General features: G+C 58.6%; 19 protein-coding genes. 12 read left to right on the top strand and 7 right to left on the bottom strand.

The features are described 5' to 3' along the window. Nucleotides 1–317 precede the first annotated feature (317 nt). Nucleotides 318–1,262, top strand: a complete 945-nt coding sequence (locus ACLI1Q_RS06780; protein ID WP_239268188.1) for a heme o synthase — start codon at nt 318–320, stop codon at nt 1,260–1,262. A gap of 53 nt (nt 1,263–1,315) precedes the next feature. Here ACLI1Q_RS06780 and ACLI1Q_RS06775 read toward each other — a convergent pair whose 3' ends face one another. From ACLI1Q_RS06775 to mptB, 5 genes are all read right to left on the bottom strand, one after another. Next, the gene (locus ACLI1Q_RS06775; protein WP_239268186.1) at nt 1,316–2,284 is read right to left on the bottom strand and encodes a quinone oxidoreductase family protein; all 969 of its coding nucleotides are present in this window, start codon (nt 2,282–2,284) and stop codon (nt 1,316–1,318) included. Between the two features lie 57 nt (nt 2,285–2,341). Continuing rightward, a complete protein-coding gene (locus ACLI1Q_RS06770; protein ID WP_239268184.1) occupies nt 2,342–3,370 on the bottom strand; it encodes a COX15/CtaA family protein in 1,029 nt (342 codons plus the stop codon). Nucleotides 3,371–3,440: 70 nt separating this feature from the next. Continuing rightward, nucleotides 3,441–4,205, bottom strand: a complete 765-nt coding sequence (locus ACLI1Q_RS06765; protein WP_239268182.1) for an ABC transporter permease — start codon at nt 4,203–4,205, stop codon at nt 3,441–3,443. Between the two features lie 83 nt (nt 4,206–4,288). Then, nucleotides 4,289–5,218, bottom strand: coding sequence for an ABC transporter ATP-binding protein (locus ACLI1Q_RS06760; protein WP_239268180.1), 930 nt, complete (start codon nt 5,216–5,218; stop codon nt 4,289–4,291). A gap of 6 nt (nt 5,219–5,224) precedes the next feature. After that, nucleotides 5,225–6,949 carry a polyprenol phosphomannose-dependent alpha 1,6 mannosyltransferase MptB gene (gene mptB, locus ACLI1Q_RS06755; protein ID WP_239268178.1) on the bottom strand — a complete coding sequence of 575 codons (1,725 nt, stop codon included), beginning with the start codon at nt 6,947–6,949 and terminating at the stop codon, nt 5,225–5,227. Between the two features lie 215 nt (nt 6,950–7,164). On the opposite strand from mptB, the gene ACLI1Q_RS06750 reads away from it, so the two are divergent. The 9 genes from ACLI1Q_RS06750 (at nt 7,165) to ACLI1Q_RS06710 (ending at nt 16,495) form a co-directional block, all read left to right on the top strand. After that, nucleotides 7,165–7,902: a helix-turn-helix transcriptional regulator gene (locus tag ACLI1Q_RS06750; RefSeq protein WP_239268176.1), complete on the top strand. Its 738-nt coding sequence runs from the start codon at nt 7,165–7,167 to the stop codon at nt 7,900–7,902. Next, entirely contained in the window at nt 7,899–9,338 is a 1,440-nt protein-coding gene (gene sufB / locus ACLI1Q_RS06745; RefSeq protein WP_005283048.1) for a Fe-S cluster assembly protein SufB, read from the top strand. The genes ACLI1Q_RS06750 and sufB overlap by 4 nt, the downstream gene beginning before the upstream one ends. 4 nt (nt 9,339–9,342) lie before the next feature. Continuing rightward, complete coding sequence (gene sufD / locus ACLI1Q_RS06740; RefSeq protein WP_239268174.1) at nt 9,343–10,497, top strand: Fe-S cluster assembly protein SufD; 1,155 nt, start codon at nt 9,343–9,345, stop codon at nt 10,495–10,497. Nucleotides 10,498–10,525: 28 nt separating this feature from the next. After that, nucleotides 10,526–11,284: a Fe-S cluster assembly ATPase SufC gene (sufC, locus tag ACLI1Q_RS06735; RefSeq protein ID WP_005279139.1), complete on the top strand. Its 759-nt coding sequence runs from the start codon at nt 10,526–10,528 to the stop codon at nt 11,282–11,284. 46 nt (nt 11,285–11,330) lie between these two features. Next, entirely contained in the window at nt 11,331–12,575 is a 1,245-nt protein-coding gene (locus ACLI1Q_RS06730) for a cysteine desulfurase (RefSeq protein WP_239268172.1), read from the top strand. Then, nucleotides 12,575–13,027: a Fe-S cluster assembly sulfur transfer protein SufU gene (sufU, locus tag ACLI1Q_RS06725; protein ID WP_005279143.1), complete on the top strand. Its 453-nt coding sequence runs from the start codon at nt 12,575–12,577 to the stop codon at nt 13,025–13,027. The genes ACLI1Q_RS06730 and sufU overlap by 1 nt, the downstream gene beginning before the upstream one ends. Then, nucleotides 13,028–13,435, top strand: coding sequence for a metal-sulfur cluster assembly factor (locus ACLI1Q_RS06720; RefSeq protein WP_239268170.1), 408 nt, complete (start codon nt 13,028–13,030; stop codon nt 13,433–13,435). Between the two features lie 94 nt (nt 13,436–13,529). Next, on the top strand, nt 13,530–15,161 hold the full coding sequence (locus ACLI1Q_RS06715) for an ABC-F family ATP-binding cassette domain-containing protein (protein WP_239268168.1): 1,632 nt from the start codon (nt 13,530–13,532) through the stop codon (nt 15,159–15,161). Between the two features lie 5 nt (nt 15,162–15,166). After that, nucleotides 15,167–16,495 carry a DUF2254 domain-containing protein gene (locus ACLI1Q_RS06710; RefSeq protein ID WP_239268166.1) on the top strand — a complete coding sequence of 443 codons (1,329 nt, stop codon included), beginning with the start codon at nt 15,167–15,169 and terminating at the stop codon, nt 16,493–16,495. 59 nt (nt 16,496–16,554) lie between these two features. Here ACLI1Q_RS06710 and ACLI1Q_RS06705 read toward each other — a convergent pair whose 3' ends face one another. Both ACLI1Q_RS06705 and ACLI1Q_RS06700 read right to left on the bottom strand, forming a co-directional pair. Further along, nucleotides 16,555–17,919 carry a PFL family protein gene (locus ACLI1Q_RS06705; protein ID WP_239268164.1) on the bottom strand — a complete coding sequence of 455 codons (1,365 nt, stop codon included), beginning with the start codon at nt 17,917–17,919 and terminating at the stop codon, nt 16,555–16,557. A 1-nt stretch (nt 17,920) separates the two neighbouring features. Continuing rightward, entirely contained in the window at nt 17,921–18,190 is a 270-nt protein-coding gene (locus tag ACLI1Q_RS06700; protein WP_239268162.1) for an ACT domain-containing protein, read from the bottom strand. A 115-nt stretch (nt 18,191–18,305) separates the two neighbouring features. Here ACLI1Q_RS06700 and ACLI1Q_RS06695 point away from each other — a divergent pair, with 115 nt between their 5' ends. Continuing rightward, on the top strand, nt 18,306–18,974 hold the full coding sequence (locus tag ACLI1Q_RS06695; protein WP_239268160.1) for an NAD(P)H-binding protein: 669 nt from the start codon (nt 18,306–18,308) through the stop codon (nt 18,972–18,974). A gap of 18 nt (nt 18,975–18,992) precedes the next feature. After that, complete coding sequence (locus ACLI1Q_RS06690) at nt 18,993–19,970, top strand: nucleoside hydrolase (protein ID WP_239268158.1); 978 nt, start codon at nt 18,993–18,995, stop codon at nt 19,968–19,970. Nucleotides 19,971–19,998: the final 28 nt, after the last annotated feature.

The following is a 19,998-nucleotide window of genomic DNA, read 5'->3' as shown; positions in this document are numbered from 1 at the left end:
TCGCTTAAATCTAGGCGTTAATTACTGAACTCCACACAGTCTAGTTACTTTTTTGACGGCGGTGCGGAATTATTGAAAGCCGCGGGGAACCGGTAAGCTGGCATGGCTAAGCGGTGTACGGCACAGCATTAGTTACTCTCTGCATTTCCGCTGCATTGATACGATCCATGTGTAGCGCATTTTAAATGTAAGCCATAGTGTGAATTAATTCTCCGGAACTTTTGTGCCGGGGTGTGCGACCACTACACCGTGGGCATACCGCACTGTGTAGCGTGTGTGCTGTAGATCAACGTCTGTTCAGATAGTGGAGGAATTCCTTGGAGACCATCAAGGCCTATTTTGCGCTAACGAAGCCGAGGATTATTGAACTCCTCCTCGTGGCCGCAATTCCGGCGATGCTCCAAGCACAACGGGGCGTTGAGGCGGTTTCTGAAAATATCTGGCTCATCATTTCCACCATTTTCGGCGGATGGATGGGCGCTGCGGCCGCCCATACCTTTAATAACGTGGTCGATTATGAAATTGACCAGAAGATGCAACGCACCCGCGCGCGGCCGCTAGTGCGCGCCACGATTTCGAAGCGGAATGCGGCGATTTTCGCCTGGATCATGCTCGTGGTTTCGGTGCTTTGGCTGGGAATCCTGGCCAATTCTTGGTTGGCGGCGTTCTTCGTCATTCTGACGAACTTTTTCTACGTCTTCGTCTACACCAAGTTTTTGAAGATGCGCAATGCCCAAAACATCGTGTGGGGCGGTTTAGCGGGGTGCATGCCGGCCATGGTGGGCTGGGCAGTCATCCGCGATAACGCGCCAGCAGGCGAGCCCGACCGCTGGTGGCAGGCAATAGTCCTATTCCTTATTATCTTTTTCTGGACCCCGCCACACACTTGGGCCTTGGCCATGAAATACAAGGAAGATTACCGCAAGGCTGGGGTGCCGATGCTGCCGGTAGTGGCAACGGAACAAGAGGTAACCCGCCAGATTGTGTGGTATTCCGTCGGCACGGTCATCGTCACGCTGCTTATCGTTCCCGCGGCATCGTGGATTTACCTCATCGCCGCCGTAACTTCTGGCGCGGTCTTCTTATGGCTAGCCATCCGCCTGCACCAAGGCGTAAAGAAAGGCGCAAAGGTAAAACCCATGCGCCTGTTTATCTATTCAAATAACTACCTATCGGTACTCTTTATTGGCCTGTCCATCGATGCCGTCTTGGGCTGGGAGCCAATCGGCCGGATGCTTGGTTGGTCCGCCACCCTGTTTTAGATCCCAGTAGCATGCTGAAGCGCGAGCCTTCGTGGCTCGCGCTTCTTTCTGCATTAGTCCTGCTTTACCCGCAGAACAATAGAACCGGTGGTGCTGCGCGATTGTAGATCGCGGTGGGCCTGCTCTGCTTCCTTCAAGGGATAGGAGGCCGATACGTTGAACTTGAGGTCTCCGTCCATGACGGCCTGGACGACTGCTTGCGCGCGCATCTGGAATTCGCCCTCTTGCGCCGTCCACGCGCCGAGCGAAGGCCGGGTCAAGAAGATGGAGCCATGCTTATTGAGCAGCTGGGGATCGATGGGCTCAACCGGGCCAGAAGCGGCGCCAAAGAGTGCGACGGTGCCGCGCGGGCGAACGGCCTCGAGCGATTCGAAGAAGGTGGATTGCCCCACGCCGTCATAGACCACATCGACGCCGCGGCCGCCATTAAACCGGCGAACCTGCTCGCCCAGACAATCGTTGTAGCGGAAGACGTGGTCGGCGCCGCACTTGTACGAGATCTCTTCCTTTTCATCGGTGGAGACGACCGTGTAGACCGTAGCGCCCAAAGAGGAAGCCATTTGGGTCAACAGCTGGCCCACGCCGCCCGCACCAGCGGTGATGAGACACGTGGCGCCTTCGCCAAGCTCATACACGCCGTGGGAAAGGAAGTGGGCGGTCATGCCCTGTAGCAGCATGGAGGCAGCGATCTCGGTGGGGAAATCATCCGGTACGGCGACAAGGCCATTCCGGGGGACGCAGACCTGCTCGGCATAGGAACCAAAGGCGTGGTGCCATGCCACCAAGGTGCCTTCCGCAATTTCCCCCTTGGGATCGTGGACAACGCGCCCCGTTCCCTCAAAGCCAGGGATAAAGGGCGTCTGGGCGTTATAGATACCCTCGCGGTAGTAGGTGTCGATATAGTTCACGCCCGCTACGGTGACATCGACTAAGACCTCGTCCTCAGCGGGCGTGGGCGCAGGAACCTCGGCGTAGCGCAGGACTTCCGGCCCGCCCGTTTCTGTGATCTGGATAGCATGCATAAGGCCATGCTATCCCACAAAGCCCAGAAGCTGCAGAAAAATGGTGCTGCCTAAATCCTAAACGGCGGCGCGTTCCTCATTTAATGATTGCTGGCGAACGGCGTATTTATCGTCGCCGGCGGGAGAGCCTGAGATGAGGTCCGGCGTGCCGCCGACGCGGTGGCGCCCGTGTGCCCAGAGCAGGGCGGTAAAGCCGGTGACCACGGCGGACATACCGATGTGGAAGGGGACCGTCCACCGCGGCACGCCCAGGTAGAACTGCAAGACGCCGACGGCCCACTGGATGAGGATGCAGACGATAAGGACCCACCCGGTCTTCTTGGTCTCCTGCGGGGTGCGGTGCTTGTACAGCAGGAAGACGGTGATGGCGGTAAAGATGAGGTAAACGTACATGCACATCGCGTGGGCGATGGCCATGGATTCGGTATCCACATCCAAGCGGCCGTCCATTCCCACGCCGGAGTCGCCGGAGTGGACGCCGGAACCGGTCACCATCGTCCCGGTGATCAGGACGATGGAGAGGGCGATGGTCGCGATGACGGCGAGGATGCGAATAGCTTGTGGGAACCGCGGCTGTGCGGTGCCATCATCGGGTTCTTTGATGCGGGCGTACAACATGCAGGCAAGCCACACCAGCACCATGGAGGGCAGGAAGTGAAGCGCCACGGACCACCAGCGCAGATCTAGGTGCACGGAGATGCCGCCGATGACGGCCTGCAGGACGATGCCGGCCACGTTAAGCCATGCATAGACCCTGAGCTCAGGGCGGCGGCAGGCCATATACATGGCGATGACTGCCGCGCCGGCGGCGGCGGAATCAACAAAGGTGAGCAGGCGGTTACCAAATTCAATGATCTGGTGGATTGCCGGGGCTGCGCCTTCGACCGGCACCAAGGAACCAGGCTGGCATTGGGGCCAGGTGGGGCAGCCAAGGCCGGAACCGGTGACGCGGACGATGGAACCAGATACGGTGATGCCGCCTTGGCAGAAGATCAGGATCAGCGCGATAAGTCGCTGTTGCTCCACGGTAGGGACGGCTTCTTTAAAAAAGCGTTTAGTTCTGGTCCAGTAATTCACAAGGTGCATCTTACTAGGGGGTGTGTAGCGAGCCGAAACCTTTGGCTCTATTTCGCGGGGAACTGGGTATAACTCACATTTAGCCGTCGAAGCGGAACCAACGAACGGCCGCATACGACGCCACTGCCAGCCACGCGGTCAAGGAAATGAGCTCGATGCCGGGGAAGGTGGAATTGGAGGCATCGGCAAGCGCGCCCGCTAGCGCCACCGTAGGAACGATATTGAGCAGGCCATTATCGCCCAAGCCCTGGGAATACAGGGCCCAGCCGACGATCGCCAGAAGGATAAACCAAATGAGGTTAGCCAGCGCGAGTACGGCCTCAGAGCTAAGGGTCCCGCCAAGCACCAAACCCATAGCGGTAAAGGCGGCGACGCCGAAAATGAGCGAGACGATCATGAGCAGAATGCCGGGCGCACTGATGCGCAGGCCCAAGGCAAAGGCCGTGGCACCGAGCACGAGAATCTGGAATACCACCATCGTCAACACGCCGATGATTTTGCCGCCGATAATCGCCCATGCCGGTACGCCGGAGGCGCCGGTGCGCTTTAAGGCCCCGTAGCGGCGGTCAAAGGCCAGGGAAATGGCTTGTCCGGTAAAGCCAGCCGATGTCGCCGCCACCGCAAGCACCATGGGAAAAACCTCGTGCAGACCATGGCCGGTGGTGGATTCCAAGTGTGCGGTCCCAATCAGGATGGCGAGCGGGATAATGATGCTGAGCAATTGTTGCTCGCCGTGGCGCAGCATGAGCTTGGCTTCCATGCCGCCTTGGGCAAGGATGATGGCGCCTGCACTCGCTCGTTTGGGTGCCGGGCGGAAGGTGCCGGGGGAAAACGTTGCGCTCATATTCGGGGCCTATTCCTTGAGAATTTAAAGTGGTGGTTGTAGGTACTGGTGATTCTAGGATGAAGACAGGACACAGGGCTTCATCAACTGCGCAAGTGCCTGCCTGTGAGATCGAGGAATACTTCCTCGAGGTTCCGGTGGTGGGATTCCAGGCTTCGCAAAAGCACGCCTTGCCGGGCGAGATCGGCGGCGAGGGCGGAAATCAGTTCCGGCGAACTGGGCTGGCTCACCCTGTAGTGCAGCGGCCGCGAGGCGGTCGTGGGGATCCCAATTCGCTGCAAGGCGTCCAAGTCAACTGCGGAGTTGGCGCTAAAACTAAAACCGGCGCCCTCGCCCTGGGAGGTAAGTTCTGCCGGGGTTCCCTGCGCCACGAGCGCGCCGTGATCCATGATGGCGATATGATCTGCCAGCGATTCAGCCTCATCCATCAGGTGGGTGGTTAATATAACGGTGGCCCCGTCGCGCTTGAGGGCGCGGATGAGATCCCATACGGCGAGCCGGGATTGGGCGTCCATGCCCGCGGTGGGTTCATCGAGGAAAACCAGCTCTGGCCTGCCGATGACCGCGAGTGCGAGCGATAGCCGCTGTTGTTGCCCGCCGGAAAGGCGCCGGTAGGACGTGCGCGCAACGCCTTGCAAGCCGAGGGTCTCGAGCAACCACTGCGGTGACAGTGGATTGGCGTTATAGCGAGCAGTCAATTCCAACATCTCTAGAACGCGGATGCCTGAGTAGGATCCGCCGCCTTGTAGCATGATCCCCACTTTTTCGCGCACCTTATCTGGTGCGGTGCTGGGGTTAAGGCCCAATACCTTAATGGAACCTGCGGTGGGGTGTATAAAGCCTTCAGACATTTCGATGGTGGTGGATTTGCCAGCACCATTGGGCCCCAGCAGGCAGAATATTTCGCCATGTGCAACGCTCAGGCTGAGCCCATTGACGGCTGCCGTGGGGCCAAATTTCTTTACCACACCATCCAAGGACAGGGCGGGGCTATCGGCTGGAATTACATTCACGGGTGCCTAGTTTAAGACACGGATTCCATTTCGGCGCATAGCAACCCACCACACTCCGGTCACTACGGCGAATGTGCAGGCAGCGGCGATATAAATGGAAAGCACCGTTCCCGCAGGTAGGCCTAAGCCACGCGGCAGGACGAAAAAGCTCATCGCACCGGTATAGGCAACGACGCTAAACCGGAAGATGTGCCGGTTCGCCCACGCCGCCAACGGCAAAACGGCCCACAGGATGTACCAGGGGTGGACCACCGGGAAGAAAATGACGAGTACCAGGGTAGAAATTCCCAAGCCGCCGACGGGGTGGATATATCCGCGCAGGGTGGCATACAGCATGCGGGCCATAAAAGCGACTGCGACCAAGACACCGAAACTGCGGGTGATGGTCAATATGGCGTCTGTATGGTCCCCAAGCCCTAAAAACATCCCGAGGAAACCCGCACCCACTCCCACAGCCGTAGATAGGGAAAGCCAAGAGCGAATCGTGGCGGCGCCGCCTTGCCCGGTAATCCACCCGAGGTTAATGCCTGTGATGAGACTGATGAGCGCAATGGTGGCTATGAGCACCGCAGTCTGCACGGCGATGGCCGTGAATAAGGCCTGCCAGCGCGGCACGCGTGTCTCCACATGTAGGTGGCGGGCATACGCCATGCCGATAAATCCGAGCCCAATAAAGCCGGTGACCTTGACCATTCCGGCGCTGGATAGGAAAATTCCCGAGGCTATCAGCGTTAAGTAGGCCCCTCTTTTATCCTGCCCCAGCTTATCGATGCCCCTTAATCCAAGCTCCATGCCCAGCAACGACAATCCAAGCATGATGGATTCATTATGAATACCGCCGACGAGGTGAAGGACGGTCAGCGGGTTCAAGATGCCGAGCCATAGTGCGGAGGCGGGGGAGACGCGGCATCGCTGAGCAAGCTGTGTGATGGCCCAGCCGGCCACGATGATTCCTACGATGGAAAGTAGGCGGTGGGCAATGACGCCTAAGACAATGGAATTTCCGGTGACGATGCTGACTATGGCCGCCAGCCCCAGGGCAACAGGTCCATACGGTGACGGTGAATTTGCCCAGATAAACGGCACGGAACGCGCGAGCTCGTTGCCAGCGCCCAAGAGCTGCACAGGGCCGGCGGAATAGGGATCCATCCCTTGGGCCACGATGGAGCCATTGGCCAAATAAGAATAGATGTCTTGGGTAAATAAGGGTGCGGTGAAAATGAGGGGGATAACCCACCCAGCCCACGTGATCCACAGCTGGCGTGGGGAGACCAGCCGGCGGGAGCGATCGCTGGCGGGCTCGCCGGGTCGCGCCTGGCGCAGCGGGGTGCCCACGAAGGGGGCGAGGAAAATCCAGGCCGTAACTAAAAGCCCCACGCCCACCATGACGAGCGCAGACGAGGTCTGGAGCATACGCGACATGAGGGAGCCAAAGGGCACATTGTCATAAGGATTGCCCACTACAGGCAGCGCGCCTGCTCCCAAAGCGCCAAAGGCAATGAGGAGGGATCCGACGGTTCCGGCCCACCGCAGGATGAAAAAGGTGCGCTTTTGGGAGACCGTGGTGTGCTGCAGTTCCTCTGGCGCCTGGGCGATGAAATCGTAGCGAGTATCCCCGGCTTGCGCGCCGGTGCCTTCGGCATGCAGCTGCGCGGAACGAGAACCTGCGGTGCCCAAGCGTGGCAATTCCGCCTTTACGCTCTCGAGCACTCCCCGTAGTTTCCCTTTCATGGCTTAAGACCTTACGCGAGGACCGTGGGGTGGGAAATTCACCCCCGCCGCCACGCCCGGTGACTGCAATGGTGGCATTCCGGAATGAATTAAGGAACACTAGTGTTGTCTAATGATGAAAGCGCAGTTATGGCGCTTGCGTAGCGACGGCAATTCCGGCGCGACGGAGCACGGTGGCTGCAGGCAACTGACCTAAGGAAGGGAGGTTTTAGGGCATGGGTAACTCACAGCGCGCGGCAGCGGCGCATGTGGCGGTGAAAGAATCGCGGTCCACGGATGGTGATACCCGCCGCCAGGTACTGCTGCTATTGCTTAAAGATGGCCCTGTAACCGCCTCTTACCTGGGTGAGCGCCTTGGTCTTTCGACCGCCGGGATCCGCCGGCATTTAGACATTCTGGTGGAAGAAGAACTAACGGAAGTTGTCGAGCGCCGTCCAGTTTCTCGTTCGCGGATGCACTCCGGAGCGGGTCGTGGGCGACCGGCAAAGCACTTCCGCCTGACGGATCGTGGGCGTGCGCAATTTGGCCACGCCTATGATGAATTAGCTTCTGAAGCGTTGACCGCGCTGCGCTCTGCGGGCGGTTCAGAGGCTGTAAAGAACTTCGCTAAGGCTCGGTTTGAGCGCATCATCGCCGATGTGCGTCCCTTCGTGGACGCGGAAGAATCGGTCGAGGAAGTAGCGCGCAAACTGGCTGAAACCCTGGATAAGCACGGGTACGCCGCAACCGTGGACCGCGCTGGCCAGGGAGTGCAAATCTGTCAACACCACTGCCCGGTTGCCCATGTGGCGGCGGAGCATCCCGAACTGTGCGAGGCAGAGCAGGAAGTCTTTTCCGCCCTCTTAGGCAAACACGTACAACCTTTGGCGTCTATCGCAGATGGCCACGGAATTTGTACCACGAATATCCCCTTGACACCTGTCAAAACTAATACTGAAAGGAGCGAGTCATGACCCAAGCACAATCGGCACCTGACAATAAGATGACCGATGATGAGATCATCGATTCCATTGGTGCGTATGAGTACGGCTGGCACGACTCGGACTCGGCCGGCGCTTCTGCCGCCCGTGGCCTGAACGAGGACGTTGTCCGCGATATTTCCGCAAAGAAGGGCGAGCCCGAGTGGATGCTGAACCAGCGTCTCAAGGCTCTGAATATCTTTGATAAGAAGCCTATTCCCTCTTGGGGCGCAGATCTCTCCGGCATCGACTTTGACCAGATCAAGTACTACGTCAAGTCCACCGAAGAGCAGGCGCAGACCTGGGACGACCTCCCGGATGATATTAAGGCCACCTACGATAAGCTGGGCATCCCTGAGGCGGAAAAGCAGCGCTTGGTTGCCGGCGTGGCCGCACAGTACGAGTCTGAGGTTGTCTACCACCAGATTCGCGAGGACCTGGAAAGCCAGGGCGTTATCTTCGTCGATACTGATACCGCGCTGCGCGATTACCCGGAGCTTTTTAAGGAACACTTCGGCACCGTTATTCCTGCCGGTGACAATAAGTTCTCCGCGCTCAACTCCGCAGTGTGGTCCGGTGGCTCCTTCATTTACGTGCCGAAAGGCGTGCACGTTGATATCCCGCTGCAGGCCTACTTCCGTATTAATACCGAGAACATGGGCCAGTTCGAGCGCACCCTCATCATCGTGGATGAGGATGCCTACGTTCACTACGTGGAAGGCTGCACTGCGCCCATCTACAAGTCTGACTCCCTGCACTCCGCGGTAGTTGAGATCATCGTGAAGAAGGGCGGCCGCTGCCGCTATACGACGATTCAGAACTGGTCCAGCAACGTCTACAACCTGGTGACCAAGCGTACCAAGGTGGAAGAAGGCGGCACCATGGAATGGGTCGATGGCAACATCGGCTCCAAGGTCACCATGAAGTACCCGGCCGTGTGGATGACCGGACCGCACGCTAAGGGCGAGGTACTTTCCGTCGCCTTCGCTGGCGAGGGACAGTTCCAGGACACCGGTGCGAAGATGACGCACATGGCGCCCTACACCTCCTCCAATATCGTCTCCAAGTCCGTTGCCCGCGCCGGCGGCCGCGCTGCTTACCGCGGCTTGGTGCAGGTCAACCAGAATGCGCACCACTCCACGTCCAACGTGGAATGCGATGCCTTGCTCGTGGACAATATCTCGCGTTCGGACACATACCCGTATAACGACATCCGCAACGAGTACGTCACGTTGGGCCACGAGGCAACCGTTTCACAGGTTTCTGAAGAGCAGCTGTTCTACCTCATGTCCCGCGGCATTGCGGAAGAAGAAGCAATGGCAATGATCGTGCGTGGCTTCGTTGAGCCGATTGCTAAGGAGCTGCCGATGGAGTACGCCCTCGAGCTCAACCGCCTCATCGAACTGCAAATGGAAGGATCGGTCGGCTAAAGAAATGGTCGCTTCGAACGAATTCAATCCGGATAAGATCACCAAGGGTGACGTCTTTACCTCTACCAACGTGGAGGATTTCCCGGTACCGCACGGCCGCGATGAGGTCTGGCGCTTTGTTTCCCTGCGCAAGCTGCGGGGCCTGCACAACGGGGAGTTTGCTCAAGCGGTTGCCCAGGACGTCAAGGTAAGCGAGCACCCAGGCGTTTCTGCGGAGACTGTAGACCGTGACGATGAGCGTCTTGGCCGCGTGGGCAAGCCTTCTGACCGCGTGGCCGCCCAGGCATGGACCTCCATGCCCGAGGGTCAAGTGGTAGCCATTGACCCTGAGGTGCAGGTGGAAGATCCCATCACCATTACCTATACGGGCAAGGGCGAGGACGTGACCTCTTTCGGTGCCACCTCCATCGAGGTCGGTCACCATGCAGAAGCCACCGTTGTGCTGAAGTACGTTGGTTCCGGCACCCACGCGGATAACGTGGAGTTCATCCTTGGCGATGGCGCACACCTGACCGTCATCGTGGACGTCGACTGGGAAAACGATGCTGTCCACTTGTCTAACCAGGTAGCACAGGTGGGGCGCGATGCCGTGCTGCGCCATAACTGCGCCATCTTCGGCGGCGAGGTCGTGCGCATTGTCCCGCGCGTGAACTTCACCGCTCCCGGCGGCGACGCTGAGTTGCTGGGCGTGTACTTCGCCGATTCTGGTCAGTACTTCGAAAACCGCATGCTCGTGGATCACTCGGTTCCGAATTGCCGCTCCAATGTCCTGTACAAAGGCGCATTGCAGGGTGAGAAGAAAAACGAGGCTCGTACCTGCTGGGTAGGAGACGTGCTTATCCGCTCCAACGCACAGGGCACCGATACCTATGAGACGAATAATAACCTCATCCTTACGGACGGTGCGCGCGCTGACGCTATCCCGAACCTGGAGATTGAGACCGGTGAAATCACCGGCGCCGGCCACGCCGCAACGGTTGGACGCTTTGACGATATTGAGCTGTTCTACCTGATGTCGCGCGGCATTCCGGAGGCAGAGGCTCGTCGCCTCATCATTCGTGGCTTCTTCAATGAGGTCATCCACCGCATCCCGGTGCAATCCCTGTCCGAGGAACTGGAAAACCGCATTTCCGAAGAACTGGAAAAGATCTCCGCTTAACGCACTTACAGAAGGAAACCCACACACTATGTCTACTCTGGAAATTAAGAATCTCCACGCCCAGGTTCTGCCGAACGAAGAAAACGGCGAGCCCAAGGAAATCCTCAAGGGCGTCAACCTCACCATTAACTCCGGCGAGATCCACGCCATCATGGGTCCTAACGGCTCCGGCAAGTCCACCTTGTCCTACACCATTGCTGGTCACCCGAAGTACGAGGTCACCGAGGGCGAGGTGCTTCTCGATGGCGAAAACCTCCTCGACATGCCCGTCGACGAGCGCGCTCGCGCCGGCCTATTTTTGGCCATGCAGTACCCAACCGAGGTGCCGGGCGTAAAGGTATCGCAGTTCATGCGCTCCGCCGTGACCTCCATCCGCGGCGAGGCCCCCAAGCTGCGCGAGTGGAATAAGGAACTTACTGAGGCTCGCGAGAACCTGAAGATTGATAAGTCCTTCATCTCCCGCTCCGTCAACGAGGGCTTTTCCGGTGGCGAGAAGAAGCGCCACGAGGTCATGCAGCTGGACATCCTAAAGCCCAAGTTCGCGGTCATGGATGAGACCGACTCCGGCTTGGACGTTGACGCGCTGCGCATCGTTTCTGATGGCATCAACCGCTACCAGGATGACACCAATGGCGGCATCTTGATGATTACCCACTACAAGCGCATCCTGAACTACGTGCAGCCGGATTTCGTGCACGTATTCGCTAACGGCCAGGTTGTGAAGACCGGCGGGGCCGAGCTGGCAGACCAGCTTGAGTCTGACGGCTACGACCAGTTCCTGCAGTAAAGACCAGCCCAGTGCTGGTTCATCCTCGATGAATCGAAGAAGTTTTATGTCTGGATTTGATGTAAACGCAATTAGGGAGCAGTTCCCAATCCTGCAGCGCACCGTGCGCGGCGATAAGCCGCTGGTGTACTTGGATTCGGGGGCTACCTCCCAGCGCCCGTTGCCGGTGTGGAAGGCAGAGGAGGAGTTCGTTCTCCATACCAACGCCCCCGTCCACCGCGGCTCTTACCAGTTGGCTGAAGAGGCGGATAACGCTTATGAGTCGGCCCGGCAGGCCATCGCGGCCTTCGTTGGTGCGGACCGCGATGAGATTGCCTTTACCAAAAACGCCACCGAGGCGCTCAATGAGGTTGCCTATACGCTTTCCGATGAGCGCGCGGGCGAGCTGTACGTAGGAGAAGGCGATACCGTCGTCATCACGGAGCTTGAGCACCACGCCAACCTCGTGCCTTGGCAACAGCTCTGTGAGCGCACCGGTGCCACCTTGAAGTGGTACTCGTTGACTGACGATGGCCGCATCGACTTGGATTCGCTCGAGCTTGATGAATCCGTCAAGGTTGTTGCGTTTACTCATCAGTCCAATGTGACTGGCGCTGTATCCGATGTCGAGGAAATGGTGCGCCGTGCCCGTGCGGTCGATGCCATGGTGGTGCTCGATGCCTGCCAGTCCGTCCCGCACATGCCGGTAGATTTCCATGCCTTGGATGTGGATTTCGCCGCATTCTCGGGCCACAAGATGTGTGGCCCGAATGGCGTGGGCGTGCTCTACGGCAAGGACGAATTGCTGCGCAAGCTTCCCCCGTTCCTCACGGGTGGCTCCATGATCGAGGTAGTGAAGATGGAAGGAACCACCTTCGCGGAACCGCCCACGCGATTTGAGGCGGGAACGCAGATGACCAGCCAGGTCGTCGGCCTCGGCGCCGCGGTGAAGTTCCTCGAGGAGGTGGGGATGGATAATATCCATGCCCACGAGCAAAAGCTCACCGCTTATGCCTTGGAACAGCTTCGTGAGATTCCGGGCCTGCGCATCATCGGCCCAGAAACGGCCGAGAACCGCGGCGCGGCCATCTCCTTTACCGTGGAGGGCGTGCACCCGCACGATCTGGGTCAGGTTCTGGATGACCAAGGCGTTTCCATTCGAGTAGGCCACCACTGCGCGTGGCCGCTGCACCGCGCCTGCGGTGCGCAATCGACCGCGCGCGCTAGCTTTTACCTGTACAACACGGAAGCCGAAGTAGATAAGCTGGTAGAAGCCATTAAGGCCGCCCGCGATTTCTTTGGAGTTGCCTAATGAATCTAGATTCGATGTACCAAGACGTGATCTTGGATCACTATAAAAATCCGCAACACGCGGGGTTGCGCGAGCCGTTCCAGGCAGAGGTTCACCACGTGAACCCCTCGTGCGGCGATGAGCTCACGTTGCGCGTCAACCTTTCCGCGGACGGCAAGACCGTTGAAGATGTGTCCTACGACGCCGAAGGTTGTTCCATCTCGCAGGCATCGACGTCCGTCATGGCGGAAGAGATCGTCGGCTTGCCCTTGGAGGAAGCCAATAAAAAGCTTGCCGAGTTTGAAAAGATGGTCACCTCCCGTGGCCAGGACGAGGGCGATGAGGACATCATCGGCGATGGTGTTGCCTTTGCAGGTGTTTCTCAATACCCGGCACGAGTTAAATGCGCGCTGCTAGGGTGGAAGGCTTTTCAGGCCGCCACCGCAGATGCGCTCAATGAAGTGGAGAAGTAAATGACCGATCCCGTAGATCCTTACCAGAACGAGAATTCGTCCTTCAGCGCAGGCGGTGAGCGGCCAGAGCAGACGGAAGAACAGCTGTCGAAGGCCTTTGACATCACCGAGTTCATGCGCGATGTCATCGACCCGGAGCTCGGCATCAACGTCGTTGACTTGGGCTTGGTCTATGACCTGTGGCTGGAAGAAAAGGACGGCAAAGAGCTTGCCATGATCAACATGACGTTGACCTCGCCGGCCTGCCCTTTGACCGACGTCATTGCGGAACAGGTTGAGGACATTGTTACCGGCAAGAAGCTTGCCGATGGCGTGCGTATCAACTGGGTCTGGATGCCACCGTGGGGCCCACACATGATTTCCGAAGAAGGCCGTGAGCAGCTCCAAGCTCTGGGCTTTGCGGTTTAATCACCACGGAATGTCTAAAAGGCGGCGGTAGTTTTACCGCCGCCTTTTTTGCGCGAATTAGTGCCTTGGCCTTTGGTTGCTAGACTGGCTTGTCGTGATTGTGACCAATGATTTTGAGGTACGCGTAGGCGCCCGCACGCTTCTCGATGCCCCCGGACAGCACCTCCGCGTCCAGCCCGGCGACCGCATCGGGCTAGTGGGCCGCAATGGTGCGGGAAAGACCACGACCATGCGCATCCTGGCAGGCGAGACCGAGCCTTATGGCGGTACTGTCTCTCGTTTGGGCCCGATTGGTTACCTTCCGCAGGATTCGCGCGAAGGCAATATCGAGCAAACCGCGCGCGAGCGCGTGCTTTCTGCCCGCGGGCTGGATGATATTAAGCGGCGGATGGCCAAGCAACAAGAGCTGATGGAAACGGCCACGGATGAGAAGTTCCGCGATAAGGCCATCCGTAAATACTCCCGGTTGGAAGAGCAATTCGACTCCTTGGGCGGCTATGAGGCTGATTCCGAGTGCGCCCAAATCTGCGATAACCTAGGCTTGCCTCAGCGCGTTTTGGATCAAAAACTCAAGACGCTATCGGGTGGCCAACGCCGCCGCGTGGAGCTGGCACAGATCCTTTTTGCAGCCAGCGAAGGCTCGGGTAAATCCCAGACCACGTTGCTCCTCGATGAGCCGACCAACCACCTAGATGCGGATTCCATCGTCTGGCTCCGCCAGTTCCTGTCCAAGCATGAGGGCGGACTGGTCATGATTTCCCACGACGTCGAGTTGCTCGAGGCCGTGTGTAATAAGGTCTGGTTCCTCGACGCGGTGCGCGGCGAGGCGGATGTCTACAACATGGGTTATAAGAAGTATCTCGATGCCCGTGCTACAGATGAGGCACGCCGGCGCCGCGAGCGCGCGAATGCCGAAAAGAAGGCCTCCGCGCTGCAAAAGCAGGCCGCCAAATTGGGTGCTAAGGCCACCAAGGCATCTGCGGCGAAGCAGATGCTGAACCGCGCCGAGCGCATGATGAATGACCTCGATGAGGTGCGCGTTGCGGATAAGGTAGCCAATATTAAATTCCCCGAGCCCGCCCCGTGCGGCAAGACGCCCATGAACGCCAAAGGCTTGACCAAGATGTACGGTTCGTTGGAGGTGTTCGCGGGTGTGGACCTGGCCATCGATAAGGGCTCCAGGGTCGTTGTCCTGGGGTATAACGGTGCCGGTAAGACGACCTTGCTCAAGCTCTTGGCGGGGGAGGAGCGCACCGATGGTGAGGGTGGCATCGTCAGTGGCCACGGATTGCGCATTGGCTACTTTGCGCAGGAGCACGACAGTATCCACCCGGATAAGAGCGTATGGGAAAACACCATTGAGGCCTGCCCCAATGCGGACCAGCAAGAGCTGCGCGGGCTGCTGGGAGCGTTTATGTTTTCCGGCGATAAACTGCAACAGCCTGCCGGAACTCTGTCTGGCGGTGAGAAAACCCGCCTGTCCCTGGCTACGTTGGTCTCCAGCCGCGCGAACGTGCTGCTTCTCGATGAGCCGACCAACAACCTCGACCCCATCTCTCGCGAGCAGGTGCTCGACGCGCTTAATACCTACACGGGCGCGGTGGTCTTGGTTACCCACGATCCGGGCGCGGTGAAGGCGCTCGACCCTGAGCGGGTGATCATCATGCCAGATGGCGATGAAGACCTGTGGTCCGATGAGTACATGGAAATCGTCGAGCTGGCTTAAGCCTGATGAAAACGCTGATCGAGAGGATGCCCGCCTGGCGGGATAAGTTTTGGGTCATTCCCGCGGTTGCAGTGGCGGTGGCCGTCGTGGCGGCCGAAGGCATGCTCGCACTCGATCGCAACTTCGACCTGGCGCTCTCTCGGCTCTATGACGGTAGCGCGGAAAGCGCCCAAGGCCTGCTCACCGCCGTGGCCACCGCCACGCTGTCCCTGGCCGGAACCCTGTTCTTTATCACCCTGACCGCGCTTTCCGGAGTGGTGACGGTGATGGGGCCGCGCCTATTGCACGAATTTTTGAAGGACCGCTCCATCCAGTCCACGCTGGGGATCTACCTGGCGACCTTTACCTATTCGCTGCTCTCTCTGCGTGCCGTGCGCGCCGGTGGTGAAGGCAAGCAAGAACACGTTCCCTCGCTGAATGTCGCAGTCGACATTGCCTTGGCGCTAATTTGCGTGGTCTTTTTGATTTATTTCATCGTCCACATCGCGCAGTCCATCAGCATGTCTCACGTGGTGCACGTGGTGGCCCAAGACGTGGAAGAGCACATGCGGCGCCTCATTGAGCGTGGCGAGGAAGAGAAGGTCTCCAAGGCACCAGGTTCGGATTTCTATGAATCCGCTGACGCAACCCGCAGCTCTCAAACGGGCTACCTGAAATTCGTGGACTACGAGTCCATTGCCCAAGCGGCGGCCGAAGAAGATTGCGCGGTTCACTTAGGTGTGGCCCCCGGCGATCTCGTGCTTGAAGGAGAGGTCATCGCCCACGGCGTGCCGCACATGCCGGAAAACATTGAAAAGCACATCGTGGTCACGCAGCACCGTGAGGATGCCTCCGCGCACGACCCGCGGTTTACGGCCCGGCACCTCGCGGAGATTGCCGCCCGCGCTTTAAGCACCGGCGTCAATGACCCTTATACGGTCATCGACATCATTGACCGCTTCACGCAAATCTTGGTGGTCATTGGGGACAAGCGCTTGCCGCAAGGGATCATGCATATCGATGGCGAGTTCCGCTTGGACTATCAAACCTTTAGCTACGAACAGATCATTGAGGCGATGTTCACCCAAATCCGCCGCGATGCGGCCGATAACGCCGAAATCTACCTCAGCCTGCTCAACAACCTAGCCAAGGCGGTCGCGCTGCTGCGCACCGTGGAGCGCCGCAATGTCCTAGATGAAGCAGCGGAGGCCATCTACTCCGATGCCGGCCGCCAGGTCGGCGGCGAGGTGGAATTGCGCCAGTTAGAAGATTCTTTTCAGCACTTCAAAGCAAACCTCGCCCGGTGGGAAGAATCCGAGAAGCCGGGCGAAGAGAATGAAGACTCCGAGTCCTAAGAGGAGCTTGGCGCGCTTGTCCTAGGCGCGCTTCCCCCTAGGCGTGGAGTACTCGACACCTAGTTGCGGAAACCGTGTACCGGTGCAGGGATGAAGCCGCCGCGGTTGATGAACTGCGAATTGCCCACCTGATTGACCGGGATGATCGGTGCATAGCCCAAAAGCCCACCGAAGCTGACCTCGTCGCCCACCTTGGCACCAGGTACCGGAATGACGCGCACGGCGGTGGTCTTATGGTTCATCACGCCGATTGCGGCTTCATCCGCAATCATGCCGGAAATCGTGGCCGCAGAGGTATCGCCGGGGAGTGCGATCATGTCAAAGCCTACCGAGCAGATGGCGGTCATGGCCTCCAACTTGTCCATGGAAATGGAGCCGGACTTTACGGCATCGATCATGCCCCTGTCCTCAGAGACGGGGATGAAAGAACCGGACAAGCCGCCCACGCGCGAGCATGCCATCATGCCGCCCTTCTTGACGGCATCGTTAAGCAGCGCCAATGCCGCCGTCGTGCCGTGCGTGCCCACCTGATCGAGGCCCATGTGCTCGAGGATGTGCGCCACGGAGTCGCCGAGTTCTGCCGTGGGGGCCAAGGAGAGGTCAATGATGCCGAAGGGAACGCCGAGGCGCTCGGAGGCCATATTGCCCACGAGCTGCCCGGCGCGGGTGATCTTGAAGGCTGCCTTCTTCACTTCCTCAGCCACCTGATCCAGGCTTGCGCCTTCCAAGGAGCCGAGGGCGCGGTCCACCACGCCGGGGCCGGAGACGCCAACGGAGACGACGCAGTCAGGCTCCTCGATGCCGTGGAAGGCACCGGCCATAAACGGGTTATCGCCCACGGAGTTGGCAAAGACGACGAGCTTGGCGCAGGCGATTGCGGAATCATCCTTGGTCAGCTCAGCGGCTTCCTTGATGACCTCGCCCATTTGCTTCGTCGCATCCATGTTGATGCCGGCGCGGGAGCTGGCGATATTGACCGAGGAGCACACTACGTCTGTCTCGGCCAAGGCTTCGGGGATGGAGGAAATGAGTTTTTGCTCTGCGCTCGTCGCGCCCTTTTCTACCAGCGCAGAGTAGCCGCCGACGAAGTTAACGCCCACCTCCTTCGCGGCCTTATCCAGCGCCTGCGCGGCATCGACGGGGTTGCCGTCCAAGCCTGCTACAACGAGGGAAATGGGGGTGACGGAGATGCGCTTGTTGACGATCGGGATGCCGAGCTCACCTTCGATGCCCTCGCATACCTCAACCAAGCGGCCTGCTTGCTGCGTTACGCGGTCATAGATGGCCTGGCAGGTTGCCTCCATGGTCGAGCGCGTACATCCCAGCAGGGAAATGCCCATCGTCACGGTACGGATATCGAGACGATAGTTTTCGATCATCTCGATGGTGTCCAAGATATTGGTGGTATTAAAACGCGTGCTCATGTTAAATCTCGTTCATGGCGGTAAAGAGGTCTTCGGACTGAATGCGGATGGATTGCTGCTTTTCCTCCGCAACCGGGCGCATCCGCTCCTTGATGGTCTGGATGGATACGGCATCCGCATCGAATTCGACGCGGAGGATCATGGTGAAGTAGTCACCCATCAAGGTCTGCGAGACGTCAACGACGTTGATGTCCAGTTCAGCAAGGGTCGTGGTCACTGCGGCAATGATTCCGGTGCTATCGGCACCGGTAACGGTCATAATGGCATACATAGTCAGTATTCTATCTGGTTCGGTGTGTAACGCTCGCACCGCGGTCGCGGCATGTTCTGGCACCGCTGAAAAGAACCGCTGCAGCATAAAAATCGCGCTGTTACCATTGGGCGCTATGGCTGATACTAAGAAAAAGGTTTTGTACATCGGTGGACACGGCAAGGTTGGCCTGCTGGCGGCTCCAAAATTAGCGGAAGCTGGCCACGAGGTTCACTCGCTTATCCGTAACCCAGAGCAAAAGGCCGATATCGAGCAGGCCAACGCTACGCCGGTTATTGCAGATATTACCGAGCAGTCCGTTGACCAATGGGCCGAACTATTCGCAGATTATGACGCAGTTGTATGGGGTGCCGGAAACGGCGGCCGTGGCGGCGCGGAACTGACGTGGGCCGTCGACCGCGACGGTGCTTTGGCCGCCATCGAGGCCCTAGAAAAGCTGGGCAAAGACGTTCCTCAGTTCGTCATGATTTCTTATGTCGGCTCCCAGGTTGCGACGACCGATCCAGCCGATGAAAAGTGGTACGCCTACGTGGAATCCAAGAAGGAAGTGGACAACCGCTTAGCCGATAGCTCTATCCCGCACATCATCCTGAAGCCCGCTGGCCTGACGGAGGAGCCTGCGCAGGGGCTGGAATTTGTTGAGGACAAGATGCTGCAAGAAGGTCAGACCTCGTCTCGTGACCTGGTGGCAGACGTCATCGTAGAGGTACTGGGCCGCGAGGAGCTTCCGGGCTCTCCAGTCGTATTCGTTGACGGCGACAAGCCAGTAAGCTCCATTAATTAATAGTCAGCCAGACTATCAATGAGTGTTTCGCGCCCAGCCGTCTTGCTCGACTGCGATCCAGGGATTGATGACTGTCTCGCCCTAATGTACTTAGCGGGGCTGCATCACGCGGGCGAGATCGAATTAGTGGGCGTGAGCACGACTGCTGGAAACGTCGCGGTCCAACAGACAGCCGCCAATGCACGGTGGATTTTGGACCTTTGTGGATTGCCGGAGGTTCCCGTCGCCTCAGGGCGGCCGGCTCCGCTCGAAGTAGAGCTGACCACGACACCTGAAACCCACGGTGAGTCCGGCTTGGGTTATCTTTCCGCGCCCGATCACGATTTCGCCGATATTCAGTGGCAGGAGTTGTGGTCGAGCGCCATTGCCCGCAACCCGGGGCTACACCTCATCGTCACCGGGCCGGTAACTAATTTGGCAGACTTCGAGCGGGAGCATGGCGATGCCGTTGCGCAGTGCGGCTCGATTACCATCATGGGCGGTGCCGTTAATTACCGCGGCAATACGACCCCGACCGCGGAGTGGAATTTCTGGGTAGATCCCCACGCGGCAGCACGTCATTTTTCAGCCTCAGCAGAATTGCACAGTACGCTGTGCTCGCTCGAGGTCACCGAGCAATTTCTTATCACCCCAGAGCGCTTGGCAGAAATTCAGGGGCTTCTTGGTACACACCCGATGACGGAAAAATTGCCGGAGATCCTGCGGTTTTACTTCGAGTTCCATCAAGTGCAAGAAGAAGGCTACCAAGCCCAGATCCATGACCTTCTGACCTGCATCATTGCGCTTAAGAAGGTGCCGTTTGAGGCTGTGGATACGACCATAGACGTGGAAGCGGATTCTGCGCTGATGCGCGGTACCAGCGTCGCGGACCTCCGCAACCATTGGGGCCGGCCAACTAATGCCTCTCTGGTGACCAGCGCGGATATTCCAGCTGCTCACCGCGAGTTCGACAGGGCGCTGCGCATCTTGGGCGCGCGTGTTGCTCTAGGCGAATAAATCTTTTACCCTAATCCGCAGCGCATAC

Source organism: Corynebacterium limaceinasi, from assembly GCF_046717465.1.
In the GTDB taxonomy this organism is placed as follows: Bacteria; Actinomycetota; Actinomycetes; order Mycobacteriales; family Mycobacteriaceae; genus Corynebacterium.
This window is presented reverse-complemented; position numbering and strand designations above follow the sequence as displayed.